This window comes from Clostridioides sp. ES-S-0001-03 (assembly GCF_020676075.1).
Classification (GTDB): domain Bacteria; phylum Bacillota; class Clostridia; order Peptostreptococcales; family Peptostreptococcaceae; genus Clostridioides.
Genome location: NZ_JACVWJ010000001.1, coordinates 646,080 through 666,033, shown reverse-complemented (window position 1 = coordinate 666,033; position 19,954 = coordinate 646,080). Strand labels below are relative to the sequence as shown.

Below are 19,954 nucleotides of genomic sequence, written 5' to 3'. Positions count from 1 at the left end.
TTCATCCTTTCTGACTCTATTTTAATTTTTTAAGGTAAATGTCTATCTTTTAAGTAGTTTTTGCTTTCCTTTTTTTAAAAATTCAAAAGCTAAGTCCATCTCTTCTACCTTAAATAAAACTATCAATATCGTATATACAGAAGCCCCACCTAATACTCCAGTTCCAACTGCTATAATTTCTTTAATTGTTCCTGCACCTATAAATGCATATAGATTGTTATATATCAATAAAGTGACTACTGCCATCACACCTGATGCTACCAAACTTTTAAGACCAGTCTTTATGATTTTATCTCCTCCAAAATATCCAGTTTTCTTTTTAAGAGATATAAACAATAATATAACTGTAATTATATTAGACGTACTAGTTGATATAGCAATACCTGCATGACCAAGTGGTCTTATCAATATTAAATTAAGAACTATATTTATTATTAAGGCTATACTTCCATTTATCATTGGTGTCTTTGTATCTGAAAGAGAATAGAATGCTCTATATAAAACATCTCTTACCCCACAAGCCAATAAACCTAACGAATATAATCTAAGAGCTATAGATGTAAGGTCTGTTGATAATGCATCAAACTTACCCCTTTGGAATAGTATTCTAACTAGAGGTTCTGCTAGTATAATAGCTCCTATGGATATTGGAAGCACTACCAATATAATACAATTTGATGACTTTACAATAGTACTTATAAAGCCTTCTTTATTATCTTTACCCGACATTTTTGCTAACTTAGGATATATAACTGTTATTATAGATGTAACAAATAATGCCATAACAAACTCATTTAGTCTATTTGCATAGTTAAGGGCAGACAACTTTCCATCCCCCAAAGTAGTTGCCAATAACCTGTCAACAAATATATTTAACTGTCCAACAGCTACACCTATTAACATAGGCAAGACTAGATTCACTAATTCTTTTATGGACTCATCCTTTAAATTTATATATGGTTTATACTTGTAGGACTTCTTAAATGCAAATGGGAGTTGAAACAATAACTGACTTGCCATGGCAATCAATGCTCCTGCTGGTAGTATCCATACATTTTTACCTGCACTTAGTGCTATTGCTGCTATTATTATGATATTATATGGAATTCCTATAAGACCTGGAATTACAAAACTGTCATTCACCTGTAAAAATGAGCTAAATATTTTACTTCCACTCAAGAACAAAACTCCTGAAATCATTATTTTAGTAAATAGTATTGCTGCTTGAAACTTAGCAGGGTCACTTCTAAATCCTGCTGCAAATACTGTAACAAATTGCTCTGTAAATAAAAGCCCAAAAATAGCTATTATTATAGCCATTATATAGCATATATTTAAAACATTGTTAGTAAATTTTAAGGCACCTTCATCTCCGAGTCTTTTCTTTGTCTCAAAGTACATAGGTATATAAGTTGTAGCAATTGCAGAACCTATGACTGCTATGATTAAACCAGGTATATTTAATGTTAATACAAATACATCTGCATACATACCTGTTCCATAGAAATTTGCAAGTACAAGTTCTCTAAGGAAACCTAATACTTTTGAAAACATAGTGGCCGCCATAATCCACAATGCTGCTTTAGCTGTTTTTGACATTTTCTTTCTCCTTCTCTAATTTAAACTCTAAAAGTAGAACTTTTAAAACTGCTTATAAACATTATTCTGATTAAGTAAATTTAACCTATGAAAAGCTTCCTTAATAAATTAAAGACTATCTTGACTCATATCTAAGCGCTCTAAATACAATCAATAGTAATAATAGTATTAATATTATACAAGATAAGGATGTTAAATTAAGTATACTCTTTAACAGACTATAATTACCTACTGTATATCCAACTTCAATTACATCACTTATGTTGTTATCTTTCAAGAATTTATCTTGTGCATGACTTAAATTATCACTACAAATCAGTATTGGCATATTTTCTTTGGCCGATACTACTCCCAAAGAAATATATTCGTTTACATCAGATCTACTTCCAAAATCTAATTTAGCAGTATAGATTTTCTTTATATCTTTTTCATCATAAAACTTCTTTATTAAATCGACATTTGTGCTTGACTTATTTATTTGCTTTATACCTTCTATATTCTTTAAGCTAGAATCAATGTCTGCAATAAACTCTTTTGAATCACCTAATGCATATATTTTTTCAAGGTTTTTACTTTTTAAGAAGTCAATTTGTTCTTCAAAACCTTCATCTTGAGCCCATATTATTGGCATTCCATTTTTAGCTGCATAAGAATATACAGATATGGCATTCTCTAATCCTGTAGTTGAGCTAAGTAAAAATGCCTTATCGAATCCTACTGTTCTGTACATTTCTCTAGCTATCTTTAAAGATGTATCATATCTGTCTTTTCCTCTTATTCTTTCTACTTTAATTCCCATTTTCTCTATATTACGTTCAGCATCTTTAGATACTGCCTTTAAACCACCTATTATCGTAACCTTCTCTGGACCTAGCTCTTTTAGATAATTTCTTGTTACTCTACCAACATTTTTACTCTTAGTTACAACTATCGGAGCATTTTTTACATATGCCAAAGGTGTTGCACTTATACTATCTACAATTGACTCTTCATTTACAAGAATTACTTCTTTAGAATTCTTGAATACTCTTTTATTTAATTCTGTTGAAATCTCTGGTATACTACCTTCTATCAACTCTTTTTTAGGACTTACATCTGCAAATACCCCCACTGTACTAGAAATAGAGATTAGCAAAACTAACGATAATATAGTAGAAATTTTTTTAATCATAAGTTCTCATTCCTTTTCTTTTTGTATTTTTTGACAATAAAAAAGCTCTTTTTTAAAGAGCTTTTTCATTGATTAATAATCTAATATTTTAAAATTATCTAGCTCCGTCTCCTGTCAATACTACTTTAACAGTTTTAAAGAGTATCTTAAAGTCAAGTAATATACTCCTATTTTTTATATAGTAAATATCTTCTTTAAGTTTTTCTTCAGGAGTGATTTCGTATCCACCATTTACTTGTGCCCAACCTGTAAGTCCAGGTTTTATAGCAAGCCTGTTGATAAATCCAGGTATTTCCTCATTAAATTGAACAGTAAAGTTTGGTCTCTCTGGTCTAGGACCTATTAAGCCCATGTCCCCCTTTAATATATTAAACAGCTGTGGAATCTCATCAATTCTAGTTTTCCTAATAAACTTTCCAACCTTAGTTATTCTAGGATCATCTTTTTCAGCCCATTGTGCGCCAAATTTTTCTGCGTCTGTTCTCATAGATCTCAATTTATATATATAGAATCTTCTCCCGCATTTTCCTAGTCTTTCTTGCTTATAAGTTATTGGTCCTTTGTCCTCTATTTTAATAAGAATTCCAAATATTGCTATTAAAGGTAAACCTACTACAAGTCCTAATATAGATAAAACTAAATCCACAACTCTTTGGTACAAGTCAAACAACACTGTGCCTTTTACTATGCTATAGTCAATCTCACTTGCAATTTCTTTATCTGCCCCTGGATAGCTTGTAACTTTAGGTATTTCACATTCATCATTAGTATATCCAGACATAGTTACCTCCATATTGGAATAAAAAATTTTTAAATTCTTAATTTCAACGTATTTCTATCTTATTTTTGACTTATTTCTATATTATACTCAATAATGAGAAGTTTATCAATACAATAAACGTCATTGTAAACAATTTGATTCTTTGCAAAAATATATCATCTCTTGCTATATTTTACATTATAACAGGAGATGATATATTTTGCTTTAATATTTTTTATTTTATTTTACTGTATCTTCTATTCCTATTCCAATTTGAGTTCCCATTGTCTTTACTTTTTCTGCTGTATTTAACTTATCCATGTCGCTCTTATTGTCTATAAATGCGCATTCTACAAGTATTGCAGGATATTTATTGTTTCTTAATACATATAGGTAATCATTTCCATTAGCAAGTGTTCTTGTCTTGATTCCTCTATTTTGCATATTAAATTTCTCTAATATTCTTTTTAATATATTTGATGCCGCAGTCTTAGTTGTTCCACCATTTTTATCTTTTACTTTGTAAAAAATTTCCACACCATTGCCAGCTCCGTTAGATGCATTGTAATGTATACTTGTAAATAAATCTGGCTTTATAGTGTTTGATAATGTCGTTCTTTCTCCTAAAGCCATTGTTTTATCTGTATCTCTAGTCATAACAACATTTATACCTTTTGAACGTAAATATTCAGTAGTTGCTAGTGCTGTATTAAGAGTATATTTCTTTTCTTGAGCTCCACCATTTAATCCACTTGTTGCTCCTGAGTCAGAACCCCCATGACCTGGGTCTATCACTACAGTTTTTCCTGCTGCTGAACCTGGATTTTCTGGTTCTGTTGGTGCATTGTGTTTTGATAAACTAGATGCTATAGAACTTATAACACTATCCTTCATTCCATCACCAATTTGATATACTGTTCCTGCTGTTTTTTCTGATAAGTTTGTACTATGGTATGCAGAAACGTAAGTTTTTGGAGTTATAAGTATTGGAGATTTCAACTTAGCTGCTAAAGGTCCTGCTGTTATTGAGTCAACTATTATGTCAGATTTTGCAACTAACATTGCGCTCAATTCTTTATCTGGATAGAAAGTCTTAATTACCTTCGCATTAGTTTCATGTCTATCAGCTCCAGATACTCTGTTTTTTGAAGTCCCATTTTTTGCTATCTTAGATATTTTATCTATAAGTTTTGATGATAGACTTTGGTCTCCACCTATGTAATAAGCTTCTTCTAAACCTTGTGAAGATAGCCAATTATATGTACTTTCTGGTACAGAATCTTTATTAGCTAATATTATAGGTTGTTGGTCTTCACCTGCTTTTGATGAAATATTAAGAGCATCATACTCACCAGCATATCCATTTGCTATATATATCTTATTAACATCATGATACTTATCAATTTCTTTTGCTATAAGTAAAGATGTTTCATGTCTATCAACTCCACCAATACGAGTTACATTTACATCTACAGCAGATTTTATTTGAGATACTGCCTTTTGTGAAACTGAACCATCATCACCTATGATTATTACATCACTTGGGTTTAGACGTTTTAATTCAGCCTTTGTACTTTCTGGTATATCATCTTTATTTGCAAGTAATATTGGTGCATCATATGTAGAAGCAAGTGGAGTAGCTGTGATTCCATCTGCTGCTAGTTCTCCATTAACTATTACAACCTTACTAGCTCCATCTTTCCATCCTTGTTTACTTATCTCAACTGCTGTCTCAAATCTAGTAGCTCCTGCAAGTTTTTTTACTGGTGCAGAAGTTTTTCTCATATATTCATTCACTGCTTTTGTTGAGTTAGCATCACTTATTATAAACTCTTGTGTAACATCATAATCTTTAAGATTTAATCCCATAGATTCTAAATCTTCTTTATTTAAAACCTTCTGTTCATCTTTACCATTTACTTTTATGCTTTGAAGTTCCCATACATTTAAGTATTCTGGGTCTTTGTTATAGTTTATTACACCTTCATATGTATCTGTTTTTTCATTGTAATTTAAAGTAGCTTCAAGTGGCATATCATAACACATAAAGTTTAATGTTATTGAATCAGCATTTAATTTTTCTTTAAACTTTACACTTGCATTCGATTTACTTCCTAACACAACACTTTTTCTTTGTAAATTTATATTAATATCTGAATTAGATTCTGTATTTGCAGTAGTATTTTCCGCTGCTAAAGCCACGTTTGGTGCCACCATTGCTATAGACAACATTCCTGTTGCTAATAATTTTGTTCTCTTTCTCATCGTATCCCCCCTAGATTTTTAGATCTTTAAATCTTATTTAATTCTTATTTAATTCTTCTTGAACTTGTTTTATATTACATAAATTCAATATTATGTAAATCTTTTTTCATTATAGCACAAAAGATTACAAATTGTAATCTTTTTGTAATCTTTTATGGCATGTTTTTTTAATTTTCGCTAGGGAAAAACTGGATTATTACTGAGAATTTCTGCATATTTAAACAAATTGAATAAATATTTTTTTAAACAAAACACTACATTAAATTTTAATAAATATTTTCTTTTTATACATAAACGACATTATTATAACCCAAAACAATACATACAAGAGAGAAAATACAAGAGAATCCCATGTTGTACCTGCCCAAGGTGTTATAAATTCATATGTAGTCCATTCCACCAAAGTAGTAGGATAATCTACTTTATCAGTAAGTTTTGGTAAATTCCAAAACACATGGCTCAATATTTCAAGACACATATATGTAAAAATAGGGCTACTTCCAAGTGCTATTATTGGAGTAAATATTTTGCTTTTATTTTTGATGTCACATATAAAGTAAAATATTGCCAATAAAATACCATAACTTCCAGCCATTAAAAGTACGAATGAACTTGACCATAATCTCTTATTAAATGGAAAATATTGATTAAAAGCAAAAGCACATATAAGTAAAATGATACTCATAATTAATATTTTAAAGAATTTTTTATACTGTCCTATATTTTCTTTTAGAAGTACACACCCCATAGTACAGCCTAACATACCTGAAGAAATTGCTACTATACTTGTTAAAAATCCATCTGGTTCAAACTCTGGCTTGTACAAATGTCCTTTGAAAAAATGGAAATCCACTAATTGTGCAAGAGAACCTTCTAGCTCAAATCCATATGGTTTTGCCACTATATAATATCCCACTATGATAAATGCAGATATACATAAGAAAGTAATTATAGTTGCAGTGCTTCCTACATTCAGTTTTTTTAGTAGTAAATACACTAGACTAGTTACAAGGTATACTAATCCCATACGTTGAAGCACCCCAAGTATTCTTACAGTACTTAAGTCATGATTTCCTAGGTAATTTAAGAAAAATCCAAACAACATTAGTAAAATACTTCTCTTAAATATACTTAGTATTATTCGTATTGTAGATTTATTATTCTTTAGTTTACTGTTTATTGATATTGGAATTGTAACACCTAAGGATATAACAAAGAAAGGAAATGCAAAATCTGCAAGTGTTACACCATGCCATATAGCATGTCTAAGTTGTGGATACATTCTCATCCAAGTCCCAGGATTATTGCAAACTATCATGAGGGCTATTGATAGCCCTCTTATTATATCAATTGATTTAACTCTATTTTTCATAATTTTTGTATCTAATTTACTTTCAAATCCACTCTCCATATTACCTCCCCAAGATTTAATTGTATATTTATCTTTAGCTATGAATCAATCTAACTATATATTTTCAAATATAAGTATAAAATATAGCTTTCTTAAATATACATCTTTTTAGTTAAGAAATTTCTTTAGAAATCCAAGTTTATCTAATATATCTTGTATCTTATTAATTTTCTGGCTTATAGAATCTATAGCTTTTTCAATTGAATCAACCTTAGCTTCTAAATCTTCAACCTGATTTACTTTTTTGTCTATAGTACCATGATTAGTGATGTCACTATTAGATGAGTTATCTATAAGCTTTCCTATATAACCATCATTAATCAATTTTGTATCATTAGCAGATGCCAATATCATCATTGTTTCTATATCTGAATTTCTAGTATTTTCTATAACTCTACCATTTTTGTCACGAACTGACAATATAGTTATTGTATCATGATTGTTAAATCCACCTTCTCCAATATTTCTCACTATAACATTTACTAAAGTAGCATAGTTATTTACCTCACCATTAGGCATATCAATAGTGATAGTCTTTGAACAATCACCTTTTATATTCACAGTTATTGGCTTATTTGTTACCATTCTAAAAGCTTCATTTACAGTATCCTCTTTTGGATTAAAGTTAATAATGTCATTAGGACTTGCAATATTTATCATATTAGTTAATTCCTCAACGGTTTTAGCTTCAAAGATAGTTTTATCTTGTAAAGTCTTAATTTCATTAAAAGCTTCTTCATTTCCATTTCCACCAACTTGTGTTATAGTACTTAATTTTTTAGTACTAAGTATATCCCTTTGCTTTGTATTTAGTTTATCACCGACCAAAACAACAGGTGATTCATTCTTTGCTGCCAATACTCCAACTGCCAATGAATCAATAAGTTGATTTTCATTTTTACTTCCATCTTTAGTTACATATAGATTGTTTAAATCTACATCAGAATAAAATTTTTCTATAACCTTGGCATTAGTTTCATTTCTATCCTTTCCACTCAATCTTTCTGCATTAGGAAGACTCTTTTCTACTGCTCTTGAAACAGAATTTGTACCTCCTATTACATATGCCTTTATAACTTTCTCCTCTTTTATAAATTTCTCAAATGCTTCTACTCCATTCTTTGGACTAGATAATACTACAGGCATATTATTTTGAGCAGAAGGTGCCCCAACACTTACAGCATCACTTAGCCCTTTTTCACCATTTACAACAGCTATCTCCTTAACATCTTTAATATCTTTTAGTTTATTTGCTAAAAGTAATGAAGTTTCATATCTATCATTACCACTAATTCTTTCTACATTTAATCCATCACTTTTTAATTGATTCTCTATATCCTTGTTTAACACGGCAGTCCCACCAATTAAATAAATATCCTTAGCTCCCAAACGCTTTAACTCTGTTTTGGTTCTATCATCCAGTTTATTACTTTCTGTTAAAAGTATTGGAGCTCCCTTAACTTTTGCAAATGGTGTAGCTGAAAGAGCATCAGCCAAAGAGCTATCATTGACTAATACAGCATTATTACTAGAACTATATGATTTTTGGCTTATCTTTACAGCAGTTTCATATCTCCCTTCACCTATTAATTTTTCCTCTGTAAGTGCATATGATGAAGTTATAGAAATCCCACTTAAAGTAAGCGCTATTGTCAATATTGTTAAAATAGTTTTTGGTGCTTTCATTTTATTACCCCCTTATTTCGTTTAAAATCTTACTATATTATATTATAGAATATCTTTACACTATTTTACAGTTTAAAATTATTACATTTTTATCTATAAAAATTTCTCAAGAAATAAGCCCCAACCATATTAACGGTTAGGGCTTATTTCCTTTATATATTTTTAAAGCAATATTAAATATTTTTTAAACTATAAAACATTTAACATTATTATTTTCCTAAAAGATTATTTAATTCATTAAAAGCACTTTCATTTCCATTTCCACCAACTCTAATTGGAGTTTCTATTTTCTTAGATTTAAGTACAGTTTTTTGACTTTCATCTAATTTATTTCCAACTAGAACTACTGGTGAATCAGTTTTAGCACCTAAAGCTCCTACTGCTAGTCCATCTATTAAGTCACCTTGACTTTTTGAACCATCTTTAACAACAAAAGCATATTTTAAATCTGAATTAGTATAGAACTTATCTATTATCTTAGCATTAGTTTCATTTCTATTGCTTCCTGCAAGTCTTGTTGGATTTGAAAGCTTACTTTCTAAGTTTGATGATAAAGTAGCTGTACCACCAATTATATAAGACTTAGTTATTTTTGATGAATTTAAAAACTCATCAGCACCTTGTAACTCACTCTTTTCATTAGTAAGTATTATTGGCATATTGTTGTCAGCAGCTGCTGCGCCAACACTAATTGCATCTGCAAGTCCATTGACACCATTTGCCACTGCAACTTGTGAAACAGATTTTATACTATTTAGTTTTTGAGCTAGAGATATACTAGTCTTGTATCTATCACTACCACTAATTCTCTCTATTGATATACCCATATTGCTAAGTTGAGTTTGTATATTCTTACTTAGAGAATTTTCTCCACCTATTAGATAAACCTTTTTAGTTCCTAATCTTTGTAATTCTGATTTAGTTTTTGAGTCTAAATTATCTTTTCCTGTTAAAAGGATTGGAGAATCAATTGCTGCTGTAAATGGTGTAGCTGTTAAAGCATCCACTATTGCATTTCCATTTACTAATACTGCATTTTGTGAAGAAGTCCATCCTTTCTGACTAACTTTAACTGCTGTTTCATATCTATCTGCTCCAGTTAAAGATTCTCCTGAAGTAGCTTGTCCAGAAGATGTTTTTGTTATAGCTTTTATAACAAAGTTACAAGGAGAAAATTCACTATATGTATTTATATCTTCAAATTTATTGTTTTGAAGTATGTAACTTTCACCTAAGTTTGCTTTAGCTTCGTATAGATAGTATCCATCTATGTTAGTTTCATATGCTAAAGTTGATTTTTCTCTATTAGGATTTGCTGTGTTGTCTATAACTACTACTATTGCACCTTTACCTTTTGGAAGGTTATAAGAGTTAGTAGACACATTTATGTATCCAGAGTATGATACTGTTCCATTTGCAAGTTTTGTCATTGAGTTATTTTGAGGAACTCCATTTACTACTGGTGCATAATATACTTCATATTTTGCTCCTACAGAGTCTGTTTCAAACATAACTGAGTCAAGTTTTTCAGAGTCTCTACTAAAATCAAATACATTTGCTGCTGTTATCTTATTTGACATTATCTTGCTAAGACCAGCATATTCAAGTTGGTACATTTTTTTATCACTATCTGGTTTTGATACTGATTTCATTGAATAGTTATCTGTATCTGTTAAAAGAGTTTTATCTTCATAAGAAATCCAGAAGAATCCTTTCATAGAGTTGAATTCTCCCCAACTACTTTTTACTAACCATGCTCCATTTGATTCTGGTTTAACATCAGATGCAAAGTTATCTTTTGAATAATTATCATCCCATCCCACTATTGATACAGAGTGATTTAAAGGTGCACTTCTATTTGTGCAGTTATATGCTGTTTCATTGCTATTAAAATAGCTTTTATAGTGAGCATAGCCTGATGTTACTGCACCATATTGCATTATTGCATTTTTTACGGTATTTTTATCTTTATTAAGACGTACAACATCTGTCACATTAAACTGTGTAGGTGCAGTATCCATATTTGAAGGTCTCGTTGCACCTTGTTCTTCAGATTTAAGATTATATGGTATGTCCTTTTCTAATTTAGGACCTGCCCATGCTGTAAGATATCCTATAGCTGTTACATTTGAACTACCTGACATATCATCTAAGTCCCATCCATGTGTTCCACCAGTTGACCACCATCTAAAGTGTTCTTCTGAGAGGTCATAAGTTCCATAACCTTTTAACTTTAAATATGATTCTAAAGTTGACATACTAGAAAATGCCCAACAGGTATTAAGCTCTCCTTGATTTTTCGCTGGTGTAGTTAAGCCTAAGTTCATTGGATTGTATGCTACACTTGCTTTGTATGATGATGGAAGAGTACTTCTTCCCTTATTTTGAAGTATTGTCCCTTCCATTTCATATGGAACTGGTATTACTCCATTATATTTTGCTGTGTCTCCATTTTTAACATCTTCTAAGTATTGAAGATAGCTTTCAGAATACTCTGCAGTTTCTACTCCATCTAAAGTTTTATTGTTTTCTGCTGAGACATGTATTGTTGACACTATTAAAAAGCAAACTGTCAACAATGCCAGTAGCTTTGACAATTTTTTTAATTTGTACTTTCTCATATTTACCCCCTTGTATGTATTTAATTTTTATTATATCAGATTTCTAAATCTAGGTCATATTTTATTTTTATAAAATATGGATTATAAGTGTATATTAATTGTATAGTGCTATAATTTTATTTTTTATGATATTTTATAATGTATTGATTTATTAATTAATGGATATGTTATACTAAAATATGTTAGAATCTTCAAGAATGCTTATATTTAATTAGTTTAGGAGGGTTATATTTGATTTTAAAAAAACATAAAGAGACAATATTATATTTATTTTTTGGAGCATTTACTACCCTTGTAAATATCGTTTCTTATTTATTTTTTACTAGAGTTATTTCATTTAATTTTATGATTGCAAATGCTTTGGCATGGATTCTTGCTGTTTTATTTGCTTATGTTACTAATAAGTTTTTTGTGTTTGAAAGCAGAAGAGTTGAGTTAATGTTTTTATTTAAGGAGTTTTTGTCTTTTGTTAGTTTTAGGTTGATTTCTGGTATTATAGAAATGGTTATTATGTATCTAATGGTTGATTTACTTTTTGTAAATGACCTTATAGTGAAGATTTTTACTAATATAGTTGTTATAGTTTTAAATTATTTATTTAGTAAAATGATAATTTTTAGGAAATAAAAAACAGACTAATCAATTAAGATACAGTCTGTTTTTATTTTTTATGTTAAATATCTTATTCTACTACCTTATCACTTACTCCCCATCTAGTAACTTTATTAGTAGAATCATCTAATTCAACTAATTCGATATATTTCTCTTTTACATCATTTGCTTCTATCCTTACCCTATTAGTAGTAATTTTATCCCAATCAGATATAGTTACTTTATCTCCAACATTCATTGATATTGGCTTCTTTGATACTATTCTATAATAAACTGTACATCCAGAATCAGCACCTGTTGCTGTTAGTTTAACATAGTCTCCATCAAAATCTATATCTGCACTTAATCCTTTTGCAGTTTCTGATTTTAAATAAAATCCATCATCTATATAGTCAGATTTTCCCCATCTAGATACTTTCTTAGTATCAGAATTTATTTCAACAGCTTCTATATAATATCCATTTTCTGCTTTGATAGTAAATGGTAAAACAGAAGATGGTACAGCAGTCCAGTTATCTATGTTTATTCTATCTCCAATATATAATGCAGATGGTCTACTACTTACTACTCTATAGTAAATTTTGTAATTTATATCTTCAGGTTTAGTAAATATTTTTACACTTATATAACCAGATCTTTCAGGTGATAAAGGCTCTGAAGTAGGATATATTCCACTTGCTCTTTTTTCATCCTTATCAGTATCATCAACTCTAGGTTTATTTCCACTTATTGATGGTGTGCTAACCCCACCTAAAGTATCAATATTTCCTGAATTTTTTATTATAACACTAGTAGAATTATTTGTAACCTTACTTATATCACCTTTATTTTCTATATTTACATCTTTAGCACTACTAGATATAGTTAAAACCCATATATCTCCACCACTTTTATTCTCTATTTTAGATCCATTTGAATCATAAAGGTCAATATCATTTATCTCACCTTCATTTATAAATGTACCATTTTTTATATCCATTATTTTTACAGTTCCATCTAATGTACCCTTATTAGTTAATTCTCCATTTGGCATATTTACAGTTATTGTTTGTGTATACAGTCCTTCAAGTTCTACAGTTATAGATTTTTTTGTTTCTATACTAAATGAACTAGTAATCTTTTTGTTATCATCAGGTTTAAATGTTATAATATCATTAGCATCTGCTTTTCTTAGAGCAACAGCCAATTCATCTGCTGTCTTAACTCTATATATAGTTTCTTCTTGTAAGTCAAGTATATCCTTCACAGCATCTTCATTTCCATTTCCACCAACTTGTACAATATTATCAAAACTTTTAGTATTTAATACATCATATTGACTAGAGTCAAGTGCATTTCCTACTAATACAACTGGAGAGCTATTTTTAGCTGCCAATACGCCTACAGCTAGAGAATCTATTAAATCGCTTTGTTTTTTCATACCATCTTTAGTTATATAAGCATTTTTTAAATCTGTATCTTTATAAAATTCTTCTACAACCTTTGCGTTAGTTTCATTTCTATTATTTCCAGATAATCTTTTTGCACTAGGTAAACTCTTTTCAATAGAACTAGATACAGAATATGTACCACCAATTATATAAGATTTCTTTATATTTTTACTGCTAATAAAGTTATTTGCAACTTTTATCCCATTATTAGGATCTGAAAGTATAATTGGCATATTTTCTTGTGCAGCAGCAGAACCCACACTTACTGCATCAGCTAATCCTTTTTCTCCATTAACCACAACTATATTAGAAATACTCTTTTCTTTATCCAATCTTTCAGCTAATTTTAAAGATGTTTCATATCTACTATTACCTGAAATTCTCTCAAACGTCATATTTTCTGATTTTAATTGTTTTTCAATATTAGTGCTTAGAGTATTCATACCTCCAATTAAATACACGTTTTTTACACCTAGTCTTTTTAATTCTGCTTTAGTCCTACTATCCAATTTATCACTTTGAGTTAATAAAATAGGTGCATCTTTTAATTTAGCAAATGGAGTTGCAGATAATGCATCAGCTATAGAATTATCATTTACTAGTATAGCATTAGTAGCTTCTTTCCATCCATTTTGGCTAATTTTTATTGCAGTTTCCCATCTACCAGAACCTACTAGACTCTCTTTTGATGAAGCATCAGCTATATTGATAGATAATGCAAAGATAAAAAAAGTGGCTGTCAACAATGACATTATTCTCTTTGATATTTTCATTAACTATATCCTCCTAGTTTTTATATTAATGTTTATGGAGCATGTACATATTGGATTTTATTGGATTTTAATTCATCAAAGTGAGATTTAACAGAATGATATCCAATTGCGTAGTTCCCATTTTCGGGGTTCCATTTCTTGTATGCATCCATAGCATTTAATAATTTCTCTTCTTGACTACTCAAAACCTTCCATACTCTAACATTTGGATTAACTTTTTTGAAATCATTATAATCATACGGTTCTACATAAAATCTTAAATCTTTTATTTTTCCTTCTTTATACAATTCTAATGCAGCTTCACCTAATGCTCTATGATCTTCATGTATTCCAAGAGCTTTATATGGTGTAACTGTCTTCACTTTAGCATCAGGATATTTTTCTAAATATTTTAGTATTATCTCTCTTGCTTTTTCTTTACTCAATTCTCCATCATGAGCTCTGTTATTTTCTATATGTATATTATTTTCTTTGACTCCCATTGCTTTACAACTAGCTTTAAATTCCTCATCTCTATTTTTTGAAAAATCACTTTCTGATAAAGAATATTTATGTATATCTTTAATATGATAAGAACATGACCCTCCATCATCTAATACTTTTCTTATTATTGACTTACTACCATCAGTACATAATATAACATGTGTATCGCTTTTTTCTACATGTTCAATTATTGCACTACCCATACTTAATGTTTCATCATCTTGGTGTGGGGAAAAAAACAAGGTTGCTTCTATCACTATCATATCCTCCTATCTGTCAAGAGCAAGTTATACTTTAATTATTATGTCGATAGAAAAAGATTCCTATAAATAATAAGGAATCCTTTTCTATATTGTTGATTATTACCATCCCAGTATTTTGCCTATTTTTTGAACTACAGTCAATTCAATCCCATTACCTATTTGAGTTACTTCTGCACCAAGATTTATTTTTTTATCAAGAGCACTCTTTTGTGAATTTGTTATATCAGTTTTAGCTAGAAGTATTGGACCTTTCCCAGCTGCTAAAGGTCCTGCTGCTAATGCATCTACTAGCATACCATTATTTCCATATCCATCTTTTGCTACATATAGTTTATCTAATTTGTCATAATATGTTTCTATAACTTTAGCGTTGGTATCATGTCTTGTTTCTCCTTCAACTCTTTGAACCTTTCTATCTTTATCAATATCAACAAGTTGATTTTCAATTTGACTAGATACATTATTAGAACCGCCAACTATGCCAATCTCTTTTCCATCCATCAACTTAATAGATTCTGCTGAGAGATCATTCCAACCATTTACTATTATAGGAGCCTTAAGTTCAGCAGCTTTAGCAGCTATGCTCATAGCATCAGCTTCTCCTTTTGCACCTACTACAAAAGCTTCTTTAAAAAAACCCATAGCTTTTGCTACTGCTACTGAAGTTGTATGTCTATCATCTCCAGCTAGTCTTTCAACATTCTTAGTTATTGATTCTAATTGCTTTTTAGCTGTGTTTGATACTGCTGACTCTCCACCTACTATATATATTTTAGCAGATGGGCTTTTCTTAATTATATCTTTTATGTAGTCTAATGTTACTTTTGGTATTTCATTATCAGATGCTAATAATATAGGAGCTTTTTTAGATTGAGCTAGTGGTGTAGCTGCTAACCCATCGACTAATTTATTTGAATTAACTATAACTACATTATCAGTGTATTTTGTTTGTTTTGCTATAGCTACTGCTGTTGCATATCTATCATCCCCAGCTATTAATTTAACTTTTGAATTTCCTTCCAATGCTGATTTAGCATCTTTTAACTCTTTTTCGTTAGTACTTTCTACAGTAAGTTCTATCGCATTTCCAGATGCATCAGTATATTTAACAGTAAATTTATACTTTCCTGTTTCTGAATCTCTTACTGAAATATCACTAACTGATTTTGATGTACCATTTACTACCATATTACCTTGAACAGTTAATCTATATCCATCATATAAATCTTGTGGTGAAACTGTGTTTAAATCACTATTTTTTATAGTTATTTCTGCTAATTGAATATCATCAATATTTTTAGCTCCTGCTACACCTAATTTATTGATTTTTTCTACTTTAAAACCTTCTGTAGAAGGATCTAAGTTTGTTCCAGTTGAATCAACTGGATTTACTGTTAAATCAACCTTTTCATCACCAACACCCACTGTTATAGTTTTAGAAGTTACTGTTTCTGCTTTATCTCTTAAAGTTATAACTAACTTATCTTTGGCACTATCATATGAAGCTTTTACATCTGCAACTTTATAAATTCCATTAGTTTCAGTTTTAGCTTTTTCTGTTATGGAATTAGCTTCAGCTGAAAGGTCTGCTGAATTTTCATATTTTTCAATTGCTTCAGCAATTACTTCATTTGCACCATTTGTTATATGCCCTTTATCTGTTATAGTAACAAGAAGTTCTTTATTTTCTCCCAAAGCATTTACTAATTTTTCTAGCTCATCTATATTAGTTATTATTTTTAATTGTGATGAAGTTTCACCAACCTTTATTTCATATATTGGTTGTCCAACTTGAGAACCTCCAGTATATTTTTGAGACATTAGGTCTCTAACTTTTGAAACTAACTTTGTAGCTTCTTTTTTAGTTATTGTTTGTTTCTTTACTTGTGTAGTTTCTGCAGCAAAAACTGGAGCTACTGACGTACTTATCATTGTAGCTGCCAGAACTATAGAAAGATTTTTTCTATTCATAGTATTTCCCCCTAAAAAATTCAATTTTTCATCATTTTTTCCTTATTTACCAATTATAATATAATTTACATATTATTTCAATAAACTGTAGATATTGTAATATTTGGATATTTTATTAAAGACAATTAATAAATATTAATTTGAATTTATTTTTGTATACTAAAAAGTAACAAAATTGTAATTTTTTTTTTTTATCATACATATAACTCATAGACTTTTTATTATCTTTATAGTATAATATTAAATGGAAGAAAGAAATTTCAAGCATCTCTTTTTTCCGTATTTCTCACACAGAAAAAGAGGCTGACGTTCAGCCTCTTTTTCATTAATATAAATTTTATTTACAAGTGCTATAATTATAAAATAAATTATACTATGATATTAATGTATGAAAAGTGACCTAAAAGGTCACTTTTTTAGTTAAATTTATATAGATATTGCACTGTAGTTACTCTAATATTCTTATTTAAAGTTTCAAACATATCATAACCTTCTATAGCATATTCTTTAAAAGGATCTTTCTGTGCATAGGATTTAAGACCTATATACTGTCTTAATTGGTCCATGGCATCTATGTGATCAACCCAATAAGTATCCACAACTTGAAGTAATACTCTTTTTTCTAATTGTGCTAATTCTTCAATTCCAACCATCATTTTTTTAAGGTCATAAACACGTTTTGAAATTTGATAAGTTTGACTTACTATTTCTTCAACACTCTTTTCATTTAAATTTGGGATTAATAGTGTATCTGCTGGCATAAAAGTATTATATAGATATTTAAAATATCCATGATAATCTCTAATTTTTTTTAGATATTTTTCAGCTGCATCTGAAATAATATCCATAACCATTTTTTGTATTTCATCTTCAATATCTGAACCACTTAATACCTTGTTTCTTTCATTATATATTACTTTTCTTTGTTCATTAATAGTATCATCATATTTAAGAACATTCTTTCTCTGTTCAAAGTTTTTACCTTCAATACCTTTTTGAGCTCTTTCTATAGCTCTATTTAAAGACTTACTCTCTAGTGCTTCATCTTCATTTGCATTCATTCTTTTTAATATCTTTTCTATACTTTTTCCACCATATAATTTTATTACTTCATCCTCTAAACTTACAAAGAATCTAGAAGTTCCAGGATCACCTTGTCTCCCTGAACGTCCTCTAAGCTGATTATCTATCCTTCTTGTCTCATGTCTTTCAGTACCTATAACATACAATCCGCCTAATTCTTTCACCTTTTCTTCTTCTACTTTATCTCCTGCTCCAAGTGATATATCTGTTCCTCTACCTGCCATATTAGTAGCAATTGTAACAGAACCTAATTTACCAGCTTTAGATATTATTTCAGCCTCCTTCTCATGTTGTTTAGCATTTAAGACTTCATGTTTTACACCTTTCTTTTTAAGCAATGTAGATAATTTTTCAGACTTTTCAATAGAAACTGTTCCTACAAGCACTGGTTGTTTAGTTTTATTTATCTTTATTATTTCCTCCACAACAGCATTGTATTTTGCACGTTCTGTTTTAAACACTTTATCATGCAAATCAGCTCTTATAACAGGTTTATTAGTAGGTATTTGAACAACATTAATCTTATATGTATCTTCAAATTCACTTTCTTCAGTCTTCGCTGTACCTGTCATACCTGATAATTTAGAATATAACCTAAAGAAATTTTGAAAAGTTACAGTCGCCATAGTCTTTGATTCATCATTTATTTTTACACCTTCTTTAGCTTCAATTGCTTGATGAAGACCATCTGTAAACCTTCTTCCATCCATTATTCTTCCTGTAAATTCGTCTACAATTAAGATTTCATTATCTCTAACAACATATTCAACATCTATATCCATTAATTTATGTGCTCTTAAAGACTGATTTACATGATGAAATATCTCTATATTATCTATGTGAGTTATATTTTCTATTCCAAAAAATTTTTCTGCTTTACTAAGACCACTTGCAGTAAGGGCTATAGTTTTATCTTTTCTATCCATTTCAAAGTCTTCATCTTTTATAGTTTTTATAAAAGCATTTGCAAGTTCATATAATTTAGTGCCTTCATCACCTTCTCCAGCAATTATAAGTGGAGTCCTCGCTTCATCTATAAGTATTGAATCAACCTCATCAACTATAGCAAAGTTTAGTTCTCTTTGAACTTTATCTAGCTCTCTTGTTACCATATTATCTCTTAGATAATCAAATCCATACTCATTGTTTGTACCATAAGTAATGTCACATTGGTATTGCAATTTTCGTTCTGATGGTTCTTGTCCATTAATAATTACTCCTACTGTTAATCCCAAGAATTCATACACTGGTTGCATAAGTTCTTTATCACGTTGAGCCAAGTAATCATTAACTGTAATGACATGTACACCTTTACCTGTCAATGCATTCAAGTAAACTGGAGCCACTCCTACTAGCGTTTTTCCTTCTCCAGTTCTCATCTCTGCTATTTTTCCTTGATGTAATACAATCCCACCGATTAATTGAACTCTATATTGACGCATGCCTAATATTCTTCTTGATACCTCTCTTACAACAGCAAAAGCTTCTGGCAATATATCATCTAAGGTTTCTCCTTTATTTAATCTGTCCTTAAATACATTTGTCATATTTTTTAATGCTTCATCATCTAATACTTGTATTTCATTTTCTAATTCGTCTATTTTATCTACTATATTATTTAATTTTTTAATTTCTAATTCATCTTTTTTGTCTAGTATTACATCTAAAACTGACATATTTAATTTACCTCCTAATTTATTTTCCACTTACTATTATACATTAAAATAATAGAATAGTAGACATTTATTTTAAGGTGTAGTATAATAATGATACTTAATAAATAATTACATCTTATTTTTTAAGTATTTCTCATAATAAAAAGAGGC

The 19,954-nt window shown here is 29.6% G+C and carries 12 protein-coding genes; 1 reads left to right on the top strand and 11 read right to left on the bottom strand.

The features are described from left to right. Window positions 1-42: 42 nt before the first annotated feature. The 7 genes from murJ to IC174_RS02780 form a co-directional block, all read right to left on the bottom strand. The gene (gene murJ / locus IC174_RS02810) at window positions 43-1,599 is read right to left on the bottom strand and encodes a murein biosynthesis integral membrane protein MurJ (protein WP_227482116.1); all 1,557 of its coding nucleotides are present in this window, start codon (window positions 1,597-1,599) and stop codon (window positions 43-45) included. 115 nt (window positions 1,600-1,714) lie between these two features. Beyond that, on the bottom strand, window positions 1,715-2,770 hold the full coding sequence (locus tag IC174_RS02805) for a cell wall-binding repeat-containing protein (RefSeq protein WP_227434451.1): 1,056 nt from the start codon (window positions 2,768-2,770) through the stop codon (window positions 1,715-1,717). Window positions 2,771-2,864: 94 nt separating this feature from the next. Beyond that, window positions 2,865-3,551, bottom strand: coding sequence for a sugar transferase (locus tag IC174_RS02800; RefSeq protein WP_227434450.1), 687 nt, complete (start codon window positions 3,549-3,551; stop codon window positions 2,865-2,867). Window positions 3,552-3,770: 219 nt separating this feature from the next. Further along, on the bottom strand, window positions 3,771-5,795 hold the full coding sequence (locus IC174_RS02795; RefSeq protein ID WP_227482115.1) for an N-acetylmuramoyl-L-alanine amidase: 2,025 nt from the start codon (window positions 5,793-5,795) through the stop codon (window positions 3,771-3,773). Window positions 5,796-6,054: 259 nt separating this feature from the next. After that, window positions 6,055-7,206, bottom strand: coding sequence for a DUF5009 domain-containing protein (locus IC174_RS02790; protein WP_227434448.1), 1,152 nt, complete (start codon window positions 7,204-7,206; stop codon window positions 6,055-6,057). 108 nt (window positions 7,207-7,314) lie between these two features. Next, the gene (locus IC174_RS02785; protein ID WP_227482114.1) at window positions 7,315-8,892 is read right to left on the bottom strand and encodes a cell wall-binding repeat-containing protein; all 1,578 of its coding nucleotides are present in this window, start codon (window positions 8,890-8,892) and stop codon (window positions 7,315-7,317) included. Between the two features lie 209 nt (window positions 8,893-9,101). Next, window positions 9,102-11,513 (bottom strand): cell wall-binding cysteine protease Cwp84, encoded by a 2,412-nt coding sequence (locus IC174_RS02780; RefSeq protein ID WP_227482113.1) that lies wholly within the window; start codon window positions 11,511-11,513, stop codon window positions 9,102-9,104. Window positions 11,514-11,744: 231 nt separating this feature from the next. Between IC174_RS02780 and IC174_RS02775 the strand changes: the two genes are divergently transcribed. After that, the gene (locus IC174_RS02775; protein ID WP_227482112.1) at window positions 11,745-12,140 is read left to right on the top strand and encodes a GtrA family protein; all 396 of its coding nucleotides are present in this window, start codon (window positions 11,745-11,747) and stop codon (window positions 12,138-12,140) included. Window positions 12,141-12,195: 55 nt separating this feature from the next. Here the strand turns inward: IC174_RS02775 and IC174_RS02770 are convergent, their stop codons facing one another. The 4 genes from IC174_RS02770 to secA form a co-directional block, all read right to left on the bottom strand. Then, on the bottom strand, window positions 12,196-14,328 hold the full coding sequence (locus tag IC174_RS02770) for a cell wall-binding repeat-containing protein (RefSeq protein ID WP_285894690.1): 2,133 nt from the start codon (window positions 14,326-14,328) through the stop codon (window positions 12,196-12,198). 32 nt (window positions 14,329-14,360) lie between these two features. Continuing rightward, the gene (locus IC174_RS02765) at window positions 14,361-15,074 is read right to left on the bottom strand and encodes a PIG-L family deacetylase (protein WP_227482111.1); all 714 of its coding nucleotides are present in this window, start codon (window positions 15,072-15,074) and stop codon (window positions 14,361-14,363) included. 99 nt (window positions 15,075-15,173) lie between these two features. Next, window positions 15,174-17,045, bottom strand: coding sequence for a cell wall-binding repeat-containing protein (locus IC174_RS02760; RefSeq protein WP_227482110.1), 1,872 nt, complete (start codon window positions 17,043-17,045; stop codon window positions 15,174-15,176). A gap of 416 nt (window positions 17,046-17,461) precedes the next feature. Then, window positions 17,462-19,804 (bottom strand): preprotein translocase subunit SecA, encoded by a 2,343-nt coding sequence (secA, locus tag IC174_RS02755; protein WP_227482109.1) that lies wholly within the window; start codon window positions 19,802-19,804, stop codon window positions 17,462-17,464. Between the last annotated feature and the right edge of the window lie 150 nt (window positions 19,805-19,954).

Coding starts and splice junctions, on each gene's coding strand:
- murJ (WP_227482116.1), bottom strand. CDS start 1,599: ATGTCAAAAACAGCTAAAGCAGCATTGTGGATTATGGCGGCCACTATG.
- IC174_RS02805 (WP_227434451.1), bottom strand. CDS start 2,770: ATGATTAAAAAAATTTCTACTATATTATCGTTAGTTTTGCTAATCTCT.
- IC174_RS02800 (WP_227434450.1), bottom strand. CDS start 3,551: ATGTCTGGATATACTAATGATGAATGTGAAATACCTAAAGTTACAAGC.
- IC174_RS02795 (WP_227482115.1), bottom strand. CDS start 5,795: ATGAGAAAGAGAACAAAATTATTAGCAACAGGAATGTTGTCTATAGCA.
- IC174_RS02790 (WP_227434448.1), bottom strand. CDS start 7,206: ATGGAGAGTGGATTTGAAAGTAAATTAGATACAAAAATTATGAAAAAT.
- IC174_RS02785 (WP_227482114.1), bottom strand. CDS start 8,892: ATGAAAGCACCAAAAACTATTTTAACAATATTGACAATAGCGCTTACT.
- IC174_RS02780 (WP_227482113.1), bottom strand. CDS start 11,513: ATGAGAAAGTACAAATTAAAAAAATTGTCAAAGCTACTGGCATTGTTG.
- IC174_RS02770 (WP_285894690.1), bottom strand. CDS start 14,328: ATGAAAATATCAAAGAGAATAATGTCATTGTTGACAGCCACTTTTTTT.
- IC174_RS02765 (WP_227482111.1), bottom strand. CDS start 15,074: ATGATAGTGATAGAAGCAACCTTGTTTTTTTCCCCACACCAAGATGAT.
- IC174_RS02760 (WP_227482110.1), bottom strand. CDS start 17,045: ATGAATAGAAAAAATCTTTCTATAGTTCTGGCAGCTACAATGATAAGT.
- secA (WP_227482109.1), bottom strand. CDS start 19,804: ATGTCAGTTTTAGATGTAATACTAGACAAAAAAGATGAATTAGAAATT.